A 15,170-nucleotide genomic window follows, 5' to 3' on the forward strand; every position below is an offset into this window, starting at 1 on the left:
ACCTCCTGTGCCGTGGGCTATCGCTTGATAGCCCTATCATGCGATAGCCCACGGCCGTCCGCAACACCGAACGACGCGGCTTTGAGGATTTCGCCGCTGTTCGTCCCCGCGAACAGCCGGAACCGGCGGGGATCCGGCGTACGGGCGACCGCGAACCGCACCGTGTCCGGCAGCACCACCGGCCGCGCGAATCTCGCCGTCACCTCGGTCAGATCCCGGTAGCGCAGCACGCCCAGCTCGTGGGCGGCGGACAGGGCCGTCGCGAGTACGTGCAGGCCGTGTGCCACCGCGCCGGGAAAACCCGCCGCCTGGGCCGCGGGATTCGACTGGTGGACCGGGTTCTGATCGCCCGACGCGTCCGCGTACCGGCGGGCGCCGTCCAGGGTGAAGTCCCGGCAGACGGTGCCGATCGGCGTGCTCGCCGCAGGCGCGCGGGGCGGGCGCCAGGCACGCCGGGACGGATCGGCGTGGCCTCGGGTGAGCAGGGCCAGCTCGGAGGACGCCACCGGGGTGCCCGCGGACAGCGTGATCTCCAGAACGTGCACCAGGTCCGGGCCCAGGCTCAGCACGTCCGTGATCGCGCAGTGTCCCGTCAGCGGCTCCTCCGGATCCGGTACGCGCCGGAACCGGGTCGACTGGGCCAGGTGGATCACCGGCTGCCCACCGTGGGCGCGCTCGATCTCCTCGACGTGCGGTCGCCACAGCGCGGCGGCGGGCCACAAGCCGGCGACAAACTGTCCACTCGCGACAGTCACGACAGGGAAAGGCGCTTGACGTCCAGGTCCGTGTCGCCGGTGCAGGCCCAGTCGGCGAGCACCCGGCCCAGGGTGGGCACGAACTTGAAGCCCCAGCCCGCCGCGAACACCGCGAGCCGGGAACCACCGAGATCCGCGGTCACCGGCCCGAGATAGAGCTGCCTTCGGGGATCGCTGGGAAGCACCGCGAGGCACGTGGAGGTGTGCACCGGCTCCGGGGCGAGCATCGGCATGTGCCGCGCCACCCATTCGCGGACCCGCCGCACGTCCCGTTCCCGCGGGCACAACGCCGGCGTCGCCGCGCGGTCCAGCTCGTCGATCTCGAAGTCGGGCGCCACCCGGCAGTGCCCGGCGGGCGACCACGGCCGGGGACCGAACCCGTAGAACAGGTTCGTGTCCTCGGGCTCCGGTTGCTGGAACGCGAACCAGAACGGCATCCCCGGCACCGGCCCCGCGGGCGAGAAGCCGAGATCGGCCATCTCGAACACGCGGTAGTCGACCGGGACCCCCAGTGGCGCCAGCAGATCCGCGGTCCCGGCCCCAGCGGCGACCACGACCGCGGGCGCGCGAAACCGGCCGGACTCGGCCGTGACCACGAGCCCGTCGGCCGCCCGTTCGATCGAGCGGGCGGCCGAGCGGGGCTCGACCCGGGCGCCCGCACGCGTGGCGAGTTCGTACAGCGCGAGCAGGGTGCCTTTGACGTCCACCACCGCCCCGTCCGGCTGGCGGAAGCCCGCGTAGTGCCTGGGCAGGTTCGCGAAGCCGAACCGGGTCTCCAACTCGGAGGCGGTGTACCACTCGTAGGGGATGTCGAGCTTGTCCATCACCCGGGCCGCCGACGCGATCTGCCCTTCGTTGGTCTCCACCTCGGTGTCGCCGAACCACAGGCTGCCGACCGGATACACCAGGCGCCGCTCGGCTTCGCTTTCCAGGCCGCGCCAGGCGTCCTGGCTCTCCAGTGCGAGCCGGCTCAGGTCCTCCTGCGAGTACTGGACCCGGAAGTGCCGCTCGGCACCGCTCGAACTCCCGTATTCGTGGAACAACTGCCCGGATTCGAGCACCAGTGTGCGTTTTCCGCGCCGCGCCAGCGTTTTGGCGGCACTCAGGCCGACCGCGCCCGCGCCGATCACGATCGCGTCGAACGATGCGGTGGTCGTCATGATCCTACCTTCCGGTCCGAACCGCGGCCGGCCGCGCGTCGAGGGCGGCGGTCACGATGCTGAGCAGGTACTCCACCTGGGCGTCGCTCAGCCCGGGGTGGCAGGGCAGGTTCACCTGCGTGTGGAACCAGGCGTGCTCGGCGCGCGGGCAGTCGCCGGGCAGGCAGCCGCGCATCCTCCATTCCGGACGGAGGTGGAGCGGGAAGTACCGCAGTTGGACCTCGACTCCCGCCGCGTCCAGTCTCGCGAGGAGTTCGTCCCGCGCCGGTTGCGGTGCGGTCAGGTGGAACGTGTAGAAGTGGTAGGCGTGGCCGGGCTCGTCGGTCTGTTGGGGCACCACGTCATCCCGCTGACCCAGCACCTCGTTCAGCTGCGTCGCGATCGCCCGCCGCCGTGCGGCCAGCGCCGGGAGCCTGCCCATCTGAACATAGCCGAACGCGGCCGCTGCCTCGGACATGGCCGCGTTGGTGCCCGCCCGGCGGACCCGTCGGCAGTCCACTGTGTACGCACCGCCGACGTCTCGCATCCAGCGCAACGCGCCGGGCTCCGCGCCGTCGCGCGCGCGTTCGGTGAAATCGCCGTCGACTTCGTTGGAGCGCAGGCGATCCAGGCGGTGCCACCAGTCGTCGCGGTCGAAGGTGATCATGCCGCCCTCGCCGAGGGTCGTGATGTTCTTGGCGGAGTGGAAGCTGAAGCAGCCGAGATCGCCGAGGCCGCCCGGCCGCCGTCCGTGCCGGCTCGCGCCGAGGGCGTGCGCGCAGTCCTCCAGCACGAGGATGTCGTTTTCCTCGGCCAGCGCCCGAACTTCGTCCATCGCGGCGGGAAGCCCGCCGTAGTGCACCAGGATGATCGCGCGGGTGCGGGCGGTGATCCGCCGGGCCACGTCGGCGGGGTCCGCGTTGAGCGTCACCGGGTCCACGTCACAGAAGCGCACGCGCACGTCGCGGTCCAGCAGCGGCTGCACGGTCGCCTGGTAGGTCTGGGGAGTCGCGATCACCTCGTCGCCGGGACGCAGGTCGAGCAGGTGGATGGCGAGCGCGAGCGCGACTGTCCCGCTGGTCACGGTCACCGCGTATTTCGTTCCGGCGTAGTGACGGAACCGTTGTTCGAACTTCTCGCGCCACTCGCCCTGGGTGAGGGTGGGCGCGTTGTCGAGCAGTGTCGTGATGACGTCCCGTTCGGCCGCGCCGAACACCGAGCCGATGCGCGGATACGGGACGACATAGCGAGATTCCATGGCCCGATCCTGCTTCACCCGGCGATCGGCGGGAAATAGGTCCTTTGGGCGTGGGGGACTAGTACGTTCGTTCCCTTCACGGCGATGCGGGACCGGGTTAGCTTCGGGAGGGAAATGTCCGGCGGGAATCACGGGAGTTCCGATGTTGCACGACGGAATCGTCGACATCCTCGTCGACCTCGGTGTGGACCGGGGCGAGATCGAGCCGGCGGTGCCGATCCGCGAGGCGCTCGGCCTCGACTCCACCGAGATCGTCGAATTGCGGCTGGAGATCAAGGAACGGCTCGGCGTGGAGGTGGATCTGACCCGGCAGGCCGACTTCACGGTGGCCGAACTGGGTGATCTCGTCGACGCCGCCGCGCGATCATGACCGGCATTCCCACAGTACGCGGGCATTACCGGGCGATCGAGGATTCACGCGCCCGGCTGTACCGGGAAAACGGTTGGTACTCGATGCGACCTGTCGAGGAGACGGTGCGGCGAGCCGCGTCGAAGTTCCCCGGCCACGTTGCGGTGGTGTGGGAGGACCGGCGCATCACCTACCGCGAGCTGCAGGAAATGGTGACCTCGCTCGCGGCGGGGTTCGCGGCGGCCGGGCTCACCGCGGGCCGTCGCGTCGGCATCCGGATGGACAACCGTCCCGAACTGATCGTGGCATTGCTCGCGGCGATGCACTCCCGGTGTGTACCGATCCCGATCATGCCCACGCTCGGAAATCGCGAGGTTTCCCACGTGCTCGAGGTGGCGAACGCCGCCGCCCTGCTGGAACCACCCGCGCACCGGCGTGCCCGCGACGGAAGCCGGTACCTGGGGCCGGTGGCCGGATACGAATGTGCCGTCACCAGGGACGGTGTCCGGTTCCGTCAGGTGCGGACCGGCACCGAGCGTCCCTCCGAGGAGGAACTCGGCTCGATCGCGGTGATGCTGCTGTCCAGCGGCACGACCGGGCCGCCGAAACTGATCCCGAGGGAACACGCGCCCTTCGGGTACATGATCCGGCGCGCCCGCGAACTCTCCGGGTTCGACGAGGACACCACCTACCTCGCCGCGCTGCCGGCCACGCATGGGTTCACTTTGGACTGTCCCGGAGTGCTGGGCACGTTGCACAGCGGCGGAACCGTCGTGCTGGGAGACCACCGCAATCCTTCGCGGTCCCTGGACCTGCTGACGACCGAGGGAGTCACGCACACAACCGTCGTTCCCGCCGTCGCCCAGCAGTGGCTGGCGCGCTCAGCTGAATTCGGCGCACCCGCGTTGCGTCTCGTGCAGATCGGCGGCGCGCGGCCGGACGTGGCGCTCGTGCGACGGCTGGAGTCGGCGTCGGGCGCGTTCGTGCAGCAGGTCTACGGGATGAGCGAGGGATTGCTGTGCTTCACCAGCCCGGACGACAGCGTGGAAACTCGCCACCGCACCCAGGGGCGCCCCGCGTCCCCCGGTGACGAGGTGCTCGTAGACCGTGACGGGGAGCTGCTGACCCGCGGCCCGTACACCGTCGCTGGGTACTTCGACGATCCGGAAGCCGACGCGAAAGCGTTCACCCCGGACGGGTTCTATCGCACCGGGGATCTCGCCACGATCGACGACAGTGGCGCGGTGACGATCACCGGCCGGGTAGGCGACGTCATCAATCGCGGCGGCGAGAAGGTCTCCCCCGAGGAGCTGGAGGACGCGCTGCGCGACCGGCCCGGCATCGACGACGTGGCGGTGGTGGGCAAACCCGATCCGGCGTACGGCGAGGTGGTCGCCGTGTTCGTCGTCTGTCCGGAATGGAGCAAGCCGCCACTGCCGGAGATCCGGCGGTACCTGCGGGAGCTGGGGTTCGCCGGGTTCAAGCTGCCGGAGGAGATCCGCTATCCGGTCGAGATCCCGAAGATCGGCATCGGCAAGATCGACCGGCGGCGCCTACGCTCCATGGTCGAGGGGTGAGCGGCGATGGTCACACGCGTCGTGGTCACCGGTGTCGGCGTGGTTTCGCCGCTGGGGAACGACTTCTCGTCGTTCTGGAAGCAGCTCGTGGACGGGACTTCCGCGGTGGAGGTGGATCCCTGGCTGGTGCGCAACGGTTTCCGGACCACTGTGTCCTGCCGCGTGCCCGGTTTCGATGTGGCGGACGGGACCAGGGTGTCCGCGCTCGCGCTGGAGGCCGCCCGGCAGTGCGCCGCCGACGCACACCTCGATGGCATCGCGGCCGGCCGGCTGGGCGTGGTGTTCACGTCCGTCAACGCCGGGATGGGCCTGATCGAATCACGAGAATGGGGGGCGGCACTGTTCGCCGGGCACACCACAGGCCTGCTGCGAGAATTCTCCGGCGCGGGTGGCGGCGCGGTCACGGTCTCGACCGGATGTTCGGCCGGACTGGATGCCGTGAGCGTCGCCGTGGACTGGCTGCGGGGCGACGATCTCGACGCCGTGCTGGTGGTCGCCGCCGAGTCGCCGTTCAACCGGGTCAGCGTCGGCATGCTCGACAACATCGGCGCCCTGGCGGCACAGCCGTTGTCATGCCCGTTCGACGCTCGCCGCAGTGGGATGGTGCTCGCCGAGGCAGGCGCGGCCGTGGTGGTGGAACGTCTCGGGCACGCGCGGGCGCGGGAGGCGCGGCCGTACGCGGAGATCACCGCCGTGTGCGGTGGCAACAACGCGCTGCACATGAGCGACCTGCCCGAGGACGGCGCCCCGCTCTCCCGGGTGATCGGCCGTGCGCTCGCCGAGGCGGCGGCCCGCCCGGATGGTCTGGACCTGATCTGCGCGCACGGCACCAGCACGGTCCAGAACGACGTCTTCGAGACCAGCGCGATCAAGAGCGTCCTCGGCGAGCGAGCGCGGACCACCCCGGTCACGTCCGGCAAGGGAGCACACGGGCACGCGCTCGCCGCGTCCGGCCTGCTCGCCGTGTTGTCGGCTGCCGGTTCGCTGCGCGACGGGGTCATCGCGCCGACCGCGAACTACGCGGTCCCGGATCCGCGATGCGACCTCGACTACGTGGGCGAGGGTGCGCGCGAGAAGCCGGTCGGCCGGGTACTGCTGCTGGCCAACGGACTGGCCGGGGTGCACACGGCCGCCGTGCTCGGGAGGGTGCGAGGGGAATAGCCGTGGACGTCGTCATCACCGGCATCGGTGTCGTCAAGGATCCGGCGGAGGTACCGAAACGAATCCTGCGCAAGACGGACCGGTTCGCGCAGCTGGCACTGGCCGCCGCGGACCGAGCTGCCCGGCAAGCGGAGCTCACCGACGATGACCGCGCCGATACCGGAGTGTGGCTCGGCACCGCGTGGGGCGGCGGAGGGTTGCTGGCGCAGGCGGTGGAGTCGCTGGCGGTGGGCGGCCCGGGCGCCATGACGCCGTGGCTGGCGACCGGCTGGTTCCCGGCATCCGCGCAGGGCTGGATCAGCATCCTGCACGGCTTCAAGGCGCAGAGCCGGACGTTCGGCGGCGGCCGGGTGAGCGGGGCGCTCGCATGCCATTTCGGCGGGCTCGCGGTGCGCGCGGGCCGTAACGCGACCGCACTGGCCGGTGGCGCCGACGCCGCCGAGCACGGGGACGGCGCCGCCATTCTCGTGCTGGAAACCGGGGAGGCCTGCGCGCGCCGGGGCGTGCCCGCGCTCGCGCGGGTGTCGTCCAGCGGCGTGGCCTCGGGCGCCCCCGGCTCGCCGGAGCAGGTCGGCGGTGCGCTCAGCCGGTCGCTGGCGGCCGCGGGGCTGCGCGCCGGGGACATCGCGTTCGTCGTCGCGGGCGAACCGGAAGCGCGCGCCGCCCGCGACGAACTCGGCGCCGTGCCGGTCATGCCCGCGCGGGATGACCGGTCCGGAGCAGGATTCCCAGCCGACGTGGCGGGCGCGGTGAAGGCGCTCGGCGACGATGCCGCCGCCCACGCGATCGTCGTGACGACCGGAGACGACGGCACCGCCGCGGCCCTTGTCGTGTCGCGCTCTGGCTGACGAAAGCCCGCTGCTCAGGGCGCGTCACCAAGGTGAGCACGACGCTGCCGAAGCCGAGTTTCGCGACATCTTGACGGTCTGGTCGCGTATCGGATACAGCGGTCATGGACCGCAGCCGGTTATGCTGTTGCCCCTGACCGCGATCATTTCTGGTCTCCGCGACATGAGCGACCTGTTCGACGCAACGGCGATGTACGACGAGGACTACTTGCGTTTCTTCGCTCCCGGTGGCGTGACCGGGTGCGCCGGGCAAGGATTGGTTAGCGCCGCGTTTCCGGGCGAGGCCGCTGCGGAGTTGACGTGGGAGTTGCTGGATCTGCGACCGAGCATGAGGGTGCTCGACCTCGCCTGTGGACACGGAGATCTGGCCAACCGCCTGGCCGCGCGCGGCTGCCGGGTCACGGGCCTTGACTCCTCTGAGATCTTCCTGGACCGGGCCCGCGCTGACGCGGCTGCCGTCGACGTCAGCGTCGACCCTCCGGCTCGAGGCAGAGCGAACGATCCTCCGCAACGGACAAGCTCGCCGGACGTACTTCGTCAAGCGGTTGTTCGGCTTCCCCGAGTTACGCGACTGGCTGCTCGCTGCGGGATTCACCGCGGTGGCCGGACACGGTGAGGACGGACAGCCGCTGACGGCCGATCACCGACGGATGATCATCGTGGCCGGCCTGCCGTAACACACGGTCCGCGGTCCTCCTGATCTTCTCAGCACTCCGGTTCGGGTTGATGTGCCGTTGCTCAGACGGTCTCCACCAGTGCGGCGAGGCGTTTGCCGAGTTGCCGTCCGGTGCCGATCGCCACGGACCACGCGTCGCGCGTGGTCCAGTTCTTGGCACGCGTTCGCTCCAGCACGAAGTCTGCCGATCGGACCCGTCGCTGATCGATCGCGATGCGACCGACGACCTTCCCGTTGACGTCGAAAAGGAAATGCTCAACGCTGACCGCCGAGAGCGTCTCTTCGGTGATGGATGTCCGGAATTGCGCGAGCAGGGTCCCGCCCAGGTGAAGCGACCCTACCAACGCGGCGGGTTCGACCCGCTGGTGAATGCGGCCGAAGTCCACGACCGCGTCCGGCGTGAGGTGCCATCGGGAGTTTTTTCCGTTGGTAGGAATCGTCAGCCGCCGCACCAGATCCTCGGTGTAGGTCCATCCCCGGACACCGAGTTCGAGTTCGAAGTCCGCGTCCGGATCGATGGGGACGTCTCCGAGGAGCTCGACATCCTGTACGCACACGGTGAATCGGTCGTTGGGTGAGGGACGGCCGGTGCCCGCGCGCCAACCGGTTGCGCACTGCCGCCGGAACATGCGGCCGTAGTGCCGTACGAGGTGGATCTCGAGTGCCGACGCGTGGGGGTCCCATGCACCGTCCCGCAGGTAGTACGCGGGACCGGGTAACTCGGGGCGCGGCACCCCGAGATTCGGGGCGGCCCGAGCCGCGCCGCCTGCCTTGCGCAGACCGATCGGGTCGAGACGAGCCAAGATCCCCGGCAGCGCCGTTCCAGGGTCTTTCACATGCTGTCGCGCGCTCTCCAGCGCGGCATCCATCGCGGCGACGACGGCGACGGTGGAGGCGGAGTCGTAGAGGGGGTCGGCCGTCTCAGAGTCTACGGCGAGAAAGGTCTGCGGCCCGCCCACGTAGTAGACCGCGTGCCCGCGTGCGCCGTTGTCGACCACGAGGTCGTAGACCGCTTGACCTTCGGGTAGCCCGTCTGGAGGGTGGGGGGTGACTTCCCGGACGACAATCGTCTCACCGCCTTCGGGGCCGATGGCTTCGAGCTCCACCCCGGTGACGAGTGCTCCCACACCGTCGGCGACCATCGTCGGCACCGCGTCGATCAGGTTCCACGGGTCGACTGCCCTGCGTCGCGGCCCCGGACCGTCGGCCGCACGAAAGGGATGGCCCGACGTGGCGAAGGCTTGCAGGCCGTTCACGGAATACAAGGTACGGCCGAGCCGGCCGGGTTTTTCGACCAGCGCCACCGTTCCCGTTCCATTGTCGGACATCACTTTGTCGCCGATCTCGATGTCCTCGATGGCCTTCACCGATCCGTCGGCCATCAGAACGCCGGTGCCCGCGCCGAGACAGCTGGTGTCCGGCGGCAGGTACACGTTGAGCGGTCCCCACAAGCAGAGGCTCTGGGAGTAGCCGTTCGTCGCCGAGAAATCCCGGTAGACCGGGGGCGGCGGCGGATCGGAGGCGTACGTCGTTATCTCTGATTCAGGCATTCCCGCGGTGAGCACGCCCGCCGTCGCTCCGGCCACGTCCGGTCCGGCGAGCGGGACGTACCACGTGGTGTATCCGCCATTCCACCAGGCATTCGGCCCTACCTGGCCCGGTACGGTGAGTCCCGCGCTCTGCAATGCCTGGATCTGCGCGTCCACATTGGCACATCCCAGCGTTTTCAAAGTGACCCATAGATTGTAGAGAAACCAGACGGCGGCGTTCGTGCTGTCACCTCCCATCGAGATGGCGGCATTGATGTTCGCGGTGAACTGGCCCGCGGTCAGCGAATCGGTGAGTTCGGTACGGGCCTGGTCGAGTTGGCCGGCCGAGGTGAGGGCACGCAGAGCGGACGCTGTCGGGTCGTAGGCATTCTGCAACGTGGCGAGATAGCTCGCGGTGAGAGCGGGCAGGAACGCGGCATTCCGGTTCGCCAGGTCTGTCGTGAGCTTGGCCGTGTCCAGGGACAGCGAAGCCGCCTGTCGCGCAGCGTCGGTGAGCAGGGTCAGGACGTAGCCCTGCCACCAGCCTGCGTTGAGTTGCGCGTTCTGCGCCTGCACCCCGGCCGCCACGGCGTCCGACGCGGCCGTGTGGGCACGGTTGTGAAAGAACGCGTCGGCGTAACCGGAAAACGGTCCGTGATAAGAGTACGAGGAGAAGTAGCCGAAGCCGTTGTCGTCCGGCTGTGCCGAGATCGCGTTGTTGGCCATGTTGACCTGGAGCACGGTGCTCAGAACGCCACGGTGGATGGACTCGAGATCCGGATCCCCGTAGTACGGCAGTGCGTCGAGCAACGCCTGGAGGTACGGGAGCATACCGGCACGGCCGGTTTGTGCCGGAGCGTCGAGCACATCTTGGACGAACTGCTGCTGATATTGCTGATATGCGGTCATCGCCTCTCCCCGCGCGTAGGTGCTGGGTATGCACGGTGTTCAGGCCGGTGCCCCCGGGGGAGGCGGCGGCGCCGCGACAGTGATGGTGAAGGGCGCGGAGGCGGTCCCGCAGGCGTTCGTCGCCGAGATGGTGTAGTTCCCCTTGGAGGCCGGACTTGCCTGCTGGCCATTGGGGGTGAACGCCCCGGTCTGTTTGCTGAAGCCGAGGAACGGGGGCAGGGGGGCGCCTTCGCAGTCATAGGTCGCCGGGGTGCTGGGAACGATGCCGAACGTCGGACCGTACGTCTGCTGAGTGGACGGCGTGCTGTTCAGGATGAAGTTCAGATCCACCATTTTCATGAAGTTCGGTGACATGCCCGACATGGCGAGTGTGAACGTGGTTCCCGCCTGGTCCGATACGACAACTCCCGTCCCCGCCACGGCCAGCCATCCCGAGGCCTGACCGGGCGCGTAGTTTCCCTTCTTGTCGGGCAGTATCGGGCTGAATTGCAGCGGGAGGGAAACCATGTGTTTTCCATCGCCGGCCAGCGTGGCATGACCCTGCGGGGAGCTGAGCCAGGTCTGGGTGACGACGGTCGGCGCGGTGGTCACGGCCGGAGGACTTTTCGGCGGCGGCATCGGCGGCTGAAACGAGACCGTGTGGTCGCTCATCATGCTCAGGTACAGCACGACGGGCGGTTTCGTCTCGTCCGGCTGCGCCACCGTGCACACGGTGCTCATGCCGAGTCCATCGGTCGACGCCAGCCACACACAGTTCGGCAGAGTCGTCACCGCGCCGAGTTGTATCGAGCCGTCCGGGTCCACGCGGAGGGCTTTCCCGGCGGCCGACAGCGAGAACCCGATCATCAGCAGTTTCGACTGGTCGGGATTGATGAACGGCGTGGCGTAGTCCAAACTGCTGGCCCTGGCGCCGACCACGAATCCGGCCGGTTTCGCATAGTCCGTGACGAACTGTTCGACCGGGTCCGGCGGCTTCTCGAAAAGCTCGTAAAGCATCAGAGCGACGCCGGCCAGCGCCGCCAGAATGGCGAGCGGGCCCGCACCGGCGATGATGGTTGCCATGAAGCCCACATCCGCGATCAGGCCACCCGCGATCGCCCAGCCGCCCAAGGTGGCGAGCAGCATCAGTGACCCTCCGACGATGTTCAGGATGTCGGAGGCGAGGGCGATACCGGATTCGCCCTTGGCGATGGTATAGATGCTGAAGCCGATCCCGGCCAGGATGAAAAGCGGGCCGATGCGGGTCGCGATGAACTCATCGAGGTTCTTCCCGAGTACTTTCGCGACCCAGGATGCCTCCTGGGCCGCCGCTTTCGTGTCGATGACGAGGACAGCGGTGAGGGCGCCCTCGTCGCCGACCGCGAACCGGCCGACGGTGCCTTCGGTGTCGCCCAGCCAGCGGGCCGTCGAATTCCCGATCTTGACCAGACCCTGATCGAGCTGATCGGCTTCGCCGGAAAGGATGATCTTGGTCACCGCCGCGGTCCGCTGGGTGGCGGTCATCCCGCTCACATCGAAGATCGCGTAGATCCGGACGCCTCGTTTGACGACCGCTGCCACGATTTGCAAGCCGAGCTGGACGGTGTCGACGACGAGGTTGGCCCGTTCGGCGGCGCTCAGCTCGTCCCAGCTCTTGAATTCGGTGAACAGATTGAACACGGCCAGTCCCGTGATCCCACCGATCAGCAGCGAGCCGAAGAGGTTGCTCACGGCCGAGAACCTCGGGTAGGTCCTGGAGAACCAGCTGACGAACTTGGTCGCGACGAGGGGCAGGGCGAGCGCGTCCTGGATCGCGCCGGAGATCGACCGAAAGGCCTCGATCGTGTCGTGCAGTATCTGGTCCGCGTCCTTGTCCTGCAGGATGGTCGCGATCTGCGCGGCCGCCTCGGCGATCTGCTGGTCTTCGTTGTTGATGTTGTTCTGGACAAAGGTCTGCAGGTATTCCTTGATCAGCTCGAAGCTCGTCGCGTCGCCGACGAAACCGAACATGCTCGGCAGGATATTGGTGGCCAAGAAGGTGTTGAGCGTGTTCGTGTACCGCTGCGCGAAGAAGCCCGAAGGATCCAGAGCGGTCAGCACCGCCACGTTCTGCTGGAACAGCCGGGAGAGGCTGGTGCCGTCGCGCGAGCCCGTGTTGATCGACATCTGCAGGGCGATGTTGGCCAGGATCGCCGGCGCCACGTTGTAGGTGTAGAAGGCGAAAGCCCAGTAGAGGTTGTTGGTGGTCGCGTACTGACCCGCGTTCTGGACGTCGGCTATGAGATTTGCCTTGAGATCAGGGGGTGAGGTGGGGTCGACGATGACATTGGCATTGATGTCGGCGACCGCGAGCTTGACCGTCTGCGTGATCACGGGCTGGTACTGCGTGGCGTTCGTGACCTGATCTGTCAGGTACTGCGCCGTCATCGGGGAGTGTTGCTGCCAACGGTACTTGAACAGTTCCTGCCCGTGCGTGTAGTAGACCTTCGACGTGGCCACCTGTGTCTTCAGCCATGCCGCCGCCCGCGGACCGTTGAGGTAGGCGCAGTTGGGATCCGATCCGGCCGACAGTCCCTGGGTCATGACCGCCGTCGCCAGCGACGCGTACCACGCGGACGGATTGGGCACTCCCTCTACCGGGCTGTTGGCCACAGTGGCCAACTCCCCGGTGAGGGTCGGTTGCGGCGTGCCGGGGAAGAGCAGGTCCCACATGGTCGACGGAACGAAGCTGTTCATGATGTCGCTGAGATCCTGCGTCACGGCGGCTTGCACGAGGTCACCCCAGGCGCCTTGGTGATCCTGCCCGAACGGCGTCATCGCGAGGAGGCCGGAGATGTCGAGCGAGGAACCCCCGAGCACCTCGGTGAGTTCGAGCGATTTTCGGTGCATCTCGGGATGCAGGTCGCTGTGCCGGGAAATGGCGGACAACGCCGCCGTCGTACTCAATCGGGTTGTCCGCACGGCGCCACCGTCGATCGCCGCACTCGACCCGTCACGGGTGAACCGCATGCTTCCACCCACCGGCAGGCCCGTACGCTCCTGATGCACCGGGTCGAGGTCACTCCAGCACAGGCGGTTGCCGATCAGAACGGCTCCTGGGACCGGCTTTCCACCAATGATCAGCTTTCCGTCGAACACCGCGAAGGGCGCGGTCCGCGGCGAGATCTGGTAGTAACCGGCGGCAGCCGGAATCGCGCGCACCCCTCGCATTCCGACGAGGGTGCCGTTCGGTGCGACATTGTCGATTTCCAGGACGCCGTTGACGGTCGCCGCGGCCGAGTCCTCGACGGCTTCCAACCACCACGGATAGACCGTGTCCGGCCCGGTCGGCGGATTGGGTCCGGTGTCGGCCTCGGGCGGAATCGAAGACTTGAAACTGAGCTGCCAGACCATGGTGCCGCCCTGCTCGCCGAGTTGCAGCGCCGCTGCGAAGGACCCCATCGCCGGACCCCAGGGAATCGCCTGCGTCACGTTGTCCTGGAACTCGAACGTGAACGTGGGCGGCGCTATCGGGCCACCAGGCGTCACCGTGTAGGTCAGTTGCAGCCGATTGGCGATCCATGAGGCGGACTTCCAGGCGGAGGAGCTGGGATCCCAGGTCAGCCCGATGACCGAGCCGCCCGACGTCTCGTAGGAAGCCCCACAGCCGAGGGCGACATCGCAGTTGAACTGGGCCCGCGCGCCGGCGGTCACGGAACAGAGATCGTGGGCGGGACCGATGTTCCCGTGCCCGCCCGACCCGTCATGGCTGAACCGGAGGTGGCCACCACCGAAGGCACCCCGCCAGGTGAGCACCCGATCGTGCGCGTCATAACTCCACGCGTCACGCGGAATCGGCAGTTGGTCCAGATAGAGCTGGTCGTCGCCGGAGTGACGGGGATCGTGCAGCAGCACGATCCGCCGGGGAATCTCTCGCTGAGAGTTGCCGAACGTCGCCATGCGTTCAAGGACCAGGTCGTGGTGCTCGGCCTGTTTGAAGCCATCCCGTCGGTTGTTCATCCGGGTGGCGCTGATGGTGACTTTTTCCCGCCGCTGTGTCGTGCCAGTGGTCACGTCATACTCCTCGTGTCGTTGGATTTCGGTCGCACTGGCTCACGACGCGCAGCGGGGAGCTCGATTTCGGTCACCACCACGATCCGCGCAGGACGGATCTATTCGGGAACTCACCTGGGGCTGAAGCGAGTAAATTCCGGGAAATACACGACAACACCGATATAACCGGAACGTTGGTTGCCACGATTATCTGGGTGATGCTGTGTGAAAGATTTCTCCGTACCGACTCGTCGTACGTCCTCCCACGCAGGTCTTGTGCATCCGATCCGAAGCTGTGGGAATCATGGTGCCAGAACCGGGCCTCGCTATCGATACCCCGATCGGTGAGCGCTTTCGGGTCACGCCGCGCCGCGGTCGCCGACAGATCCGCGCCTGCGGACCGGGATGCCGGCGACACTTCGACTCATCGTCGGGTGAGGGCCACGGCCGATGGGATCGTCACCTCGACCATCGGCTGGGTTGAACAGCAACTGGGCGAACGCGCCCACCTCAGGCTCGACCTGGTCAACCGAGTCGAACAAACCGGTGTCCCTGACGTAGGAACGCCTCGTGTAGCGGTGAAGACTCGTGGTGAATCGAGGCCGCTACACCGGTACCACCTTGGAGAAATCTCCAAGAAACCCTAGAGCGGCAGCCATGGTGACGGTCGTCACTCTCCTGGTTTCATCCTGGGTGCGGCTTACGCGAAGGAAAGTGAACCCAATGAGCCTGCCAAAACGGAACCCGGAGGTACCGATGAGAGCTGTTAAGCGGAGCCGTTTGCCGTCCAGGCACCGTCCACTATCAAGAAGCGCTTACGAAAACGTCCTCGAACGACAACCCGCAAGCGGGCTCGCAGAGATTATTTCCTGGCATGAAAGGAATTACATGTGAATACCCGTCGCGCACGCGCATCCTCCGCCCGTCAACGAAGGTGGCTCCGCGCACCCATTCTGGC

10 protein-coding genes are annotated in these 15,170 nt (G+C 67.7%); 5 read left to right on the top strand and 5 right to left on the bottom strand.

Annotation, left to right across the window (positions count from 1 at the left end):
- Positions 1–17: 17 nt before the first annotated feature.
- From ACFSXZ_RS11310 to ACFSXZ_RS11320, 3 genes are read right to left on the bottom strand one after another with little or no spacing between them, the layout of a single operon-like run.
- Positions 18–755 (bottom strand): MaoC/PaaZ C-terminal domain-containing protein, encoded by a 738-nt coding sequence (locus ACFSXZ_RS11310; RefSeq protein WP_378264132.1) that lies wholly within the window; start codon positions 753–755, stop codon positions 18–20.
- Positions 752–1,915, bottom strand: a complete 1,164-nt coding sequence (locus ACFSXZ_RS11315) for an NAD(P)/FAD-dependent oxidoreductase (protein ID WP_378264134.1) — start codon at positions 1,913–1,915, stop codon at positions 752–754. The genes ACFSXZ_RS11310 and ACFSXZ_RS11315 overlap by 4 nt, the downstream gene beginning before the upstream one ends.
- Before the next feature lie 4 nt (positions 1,916–1,919).
- Positions 1,920–3,152 (bottom strand): DegT/DnrJ/EryC1/StrS family aminotransferase, encoded by a 1,233-nt coding sequence (locus ACFSXZ_RS11320; RefSeq protein WP_378264136.1) that lies wholly within the window; start codon positions 3,150–3,152, stop codon positions 1,920–1,922.
- A gap of 142 nt (positions 3,153–3,294) precedes the next feature.
- Here ACFSXZ_RS11320 and ACFSXZ_RS11325 point away from each other — a divergent pair, with 142 nt between their 5' ends.
- The 5 genes from ACFSXZ_RS11325 to ACFSXZ_RS11345 all read left to right on the top strand — a co-directional run bounded on the left by ACFSXZ_RS11325 (position 3,295) and on the right by ACFSXZ_RS11345 (position 7,703).
- Entirely contained in the window at positions 3,295–3,522 is a 228-nt protein-coding gene (locus tag ACFSXZ_RS11325; protein WP_378264138.1) for an acyl carrier protein, read from the top strand.
- The gene (locus ACFSXZ_RS11330) at positions 3,519–5,078 is read left to right on the top strand and encodes an AMP-binding protein (protein ID WP_378264140.1); all 1,560 of its coding nucleotides are present in this window, start codon (positions 3,519–3,521) and stop codon (positions 5,076–5,078) included. The genes ACFSXZ_RS11325 and ACFSXZ_RS11330 overlap by 4 nt, the downstream gene beginning before the upstream one ends.
- Before the next feature lie 6 nt (positions 5,079–5,084).
- Positions 5,085–6,239 (top strand): beta-ketoacyl-[acyl-carrier-protein] synthase family protein, encoded by a 1,155-nt coding sequence (locus tag ACFSXZ_RS11335; protein ID WP_378264142.1) that lies wholly within the window; start codon positions 5,085–5,087, stop codon positions 6,237–6,239.
- Positions 6,240–6,241: 2 nt separating this feature from the next.
- The gene (locus ACFSXZ_RS11340) at positions 6,242–7,087 is read left to right on the top strand and encodes a beta-ketoacyl synthase N-terminal-like domain-containing protein (RefSeq protein WP_378264144.1); all 846 of its coding nucleotides are present in this window, start codon (positions 6,242–6,244) and stop codon (positions 7,085–7,087) included.
- A 328-nt stretch (positions 7,088–7,415) separates the two neighbouring features.
- The gene (locus tag ACFSXZ_RS11345) at positions 7,416–7,703 is read left to right on the top strand and encodes a methyltransferase domain-containing protein (RefSeq protein WP_378264779.1); all 288 of its coding nucleotides are present in this window, start codon (positions 7,416–7,418) and stop codon (positions 7,701–7,703) included.
- Between the two features lie 122 nt (positions 7,704–7,825).
- Here ACFSXZ_RS11345 and ACFSXZ_RS11350 read toward each other — a convergent pair whose 3' ends face one another.
- Together ACFSXZ_RS11350 and ACFSXZ_RS11355 are read right to left on the bottom strand one after the other, a co-directional pair.
- Positions 7,826–10,201, bottom strand: a complete 2,376-nt coding sequence (locus tag ACFSXZ_RS11350; protein ID WP_378264146.1) for a Hint domain-containing homing endonuclease — start codon at positions 10,199–10,201, stop codon at positions 7,826–7,828.
- A 39-nt stretch (positions 10,202–10,240) separates the two neighbouring features.
- Entirely contained in the window at positions 10,241–14,233 is a 3,993-nt protein-coding gene (locus ACFSXZ_RS11355) for a hypothetical protein (RefSeq protein ID WP_378264148.1), read from the bottom strand.
- Positions 14,234–15,170: the final 937 nt, after the last annotated feature.

It is taken from the genome of Amycolatopsis pigmentata (genome assembly GCF_042684065.1).
GTDB lineage: Bacteria > Actinomycetota > Actinomycetes > Mycobacteriales > Pseudonocardiaceae > Amycolatopsis_E > Amycolatopsis_E pigmentata.

Excerpts from the sequence above, each read along its gene's own strand:
- ACFSXZ_RS11315 (WP_378264134.1), bottom strand. The coding sequence starts at position 1,915 with ATGACGACCACCGCATCGTTCGACGCGATCGTGATCGGCGCGGGCGCG.
- ACFSXZ_RS11320 (WP_378264136.1), bottom strand. The coding sequence starts at position 3,152 with ATGGAATCTCGCTATGTCGTCCCGTATCCGCGCATCGGCTCGGTGTTC.
- ACFSXZ_RS11325 (WP_378264138.1), top strand. The coding sequence starts at position 3,295 with ATGTTGCACGACGGAATCGTCGACATCCTCGTCGACCTCGGTGTGGAC.
- ACFSXZ_RS11330 (WP_378264140.1), top strand. The coding sequence starts at position 3,519 with ATGACCGGCATTCCCACAGTACGCGGGCATTACCGGGCGATCGAGGAT.
- ACFSXZ_RS11335 (WP_378264142.1), top strand. The coding sequence starts at position 5,085 with ATGGTCACACGCGTCGTGGTCACCGGTGTCGGCGTGGTTTCGCCGCTG.
- ACFSXZ_RS11345 (WP_378264779.1), top strand. The coding sequence starts at position 7,416 with ATGAGGGTGCTCGACCTCGCCTGTGGACACGGAGATCTGGCCAACCGC.
- ACFSXZ_RS11350 (WP_378264146.1), bottom strand. The coding sequence starts at position 10,201 with ATGACCGCATATCAGCAATATCAGCAGCAGTTCGTCCAAGATGTGCTC.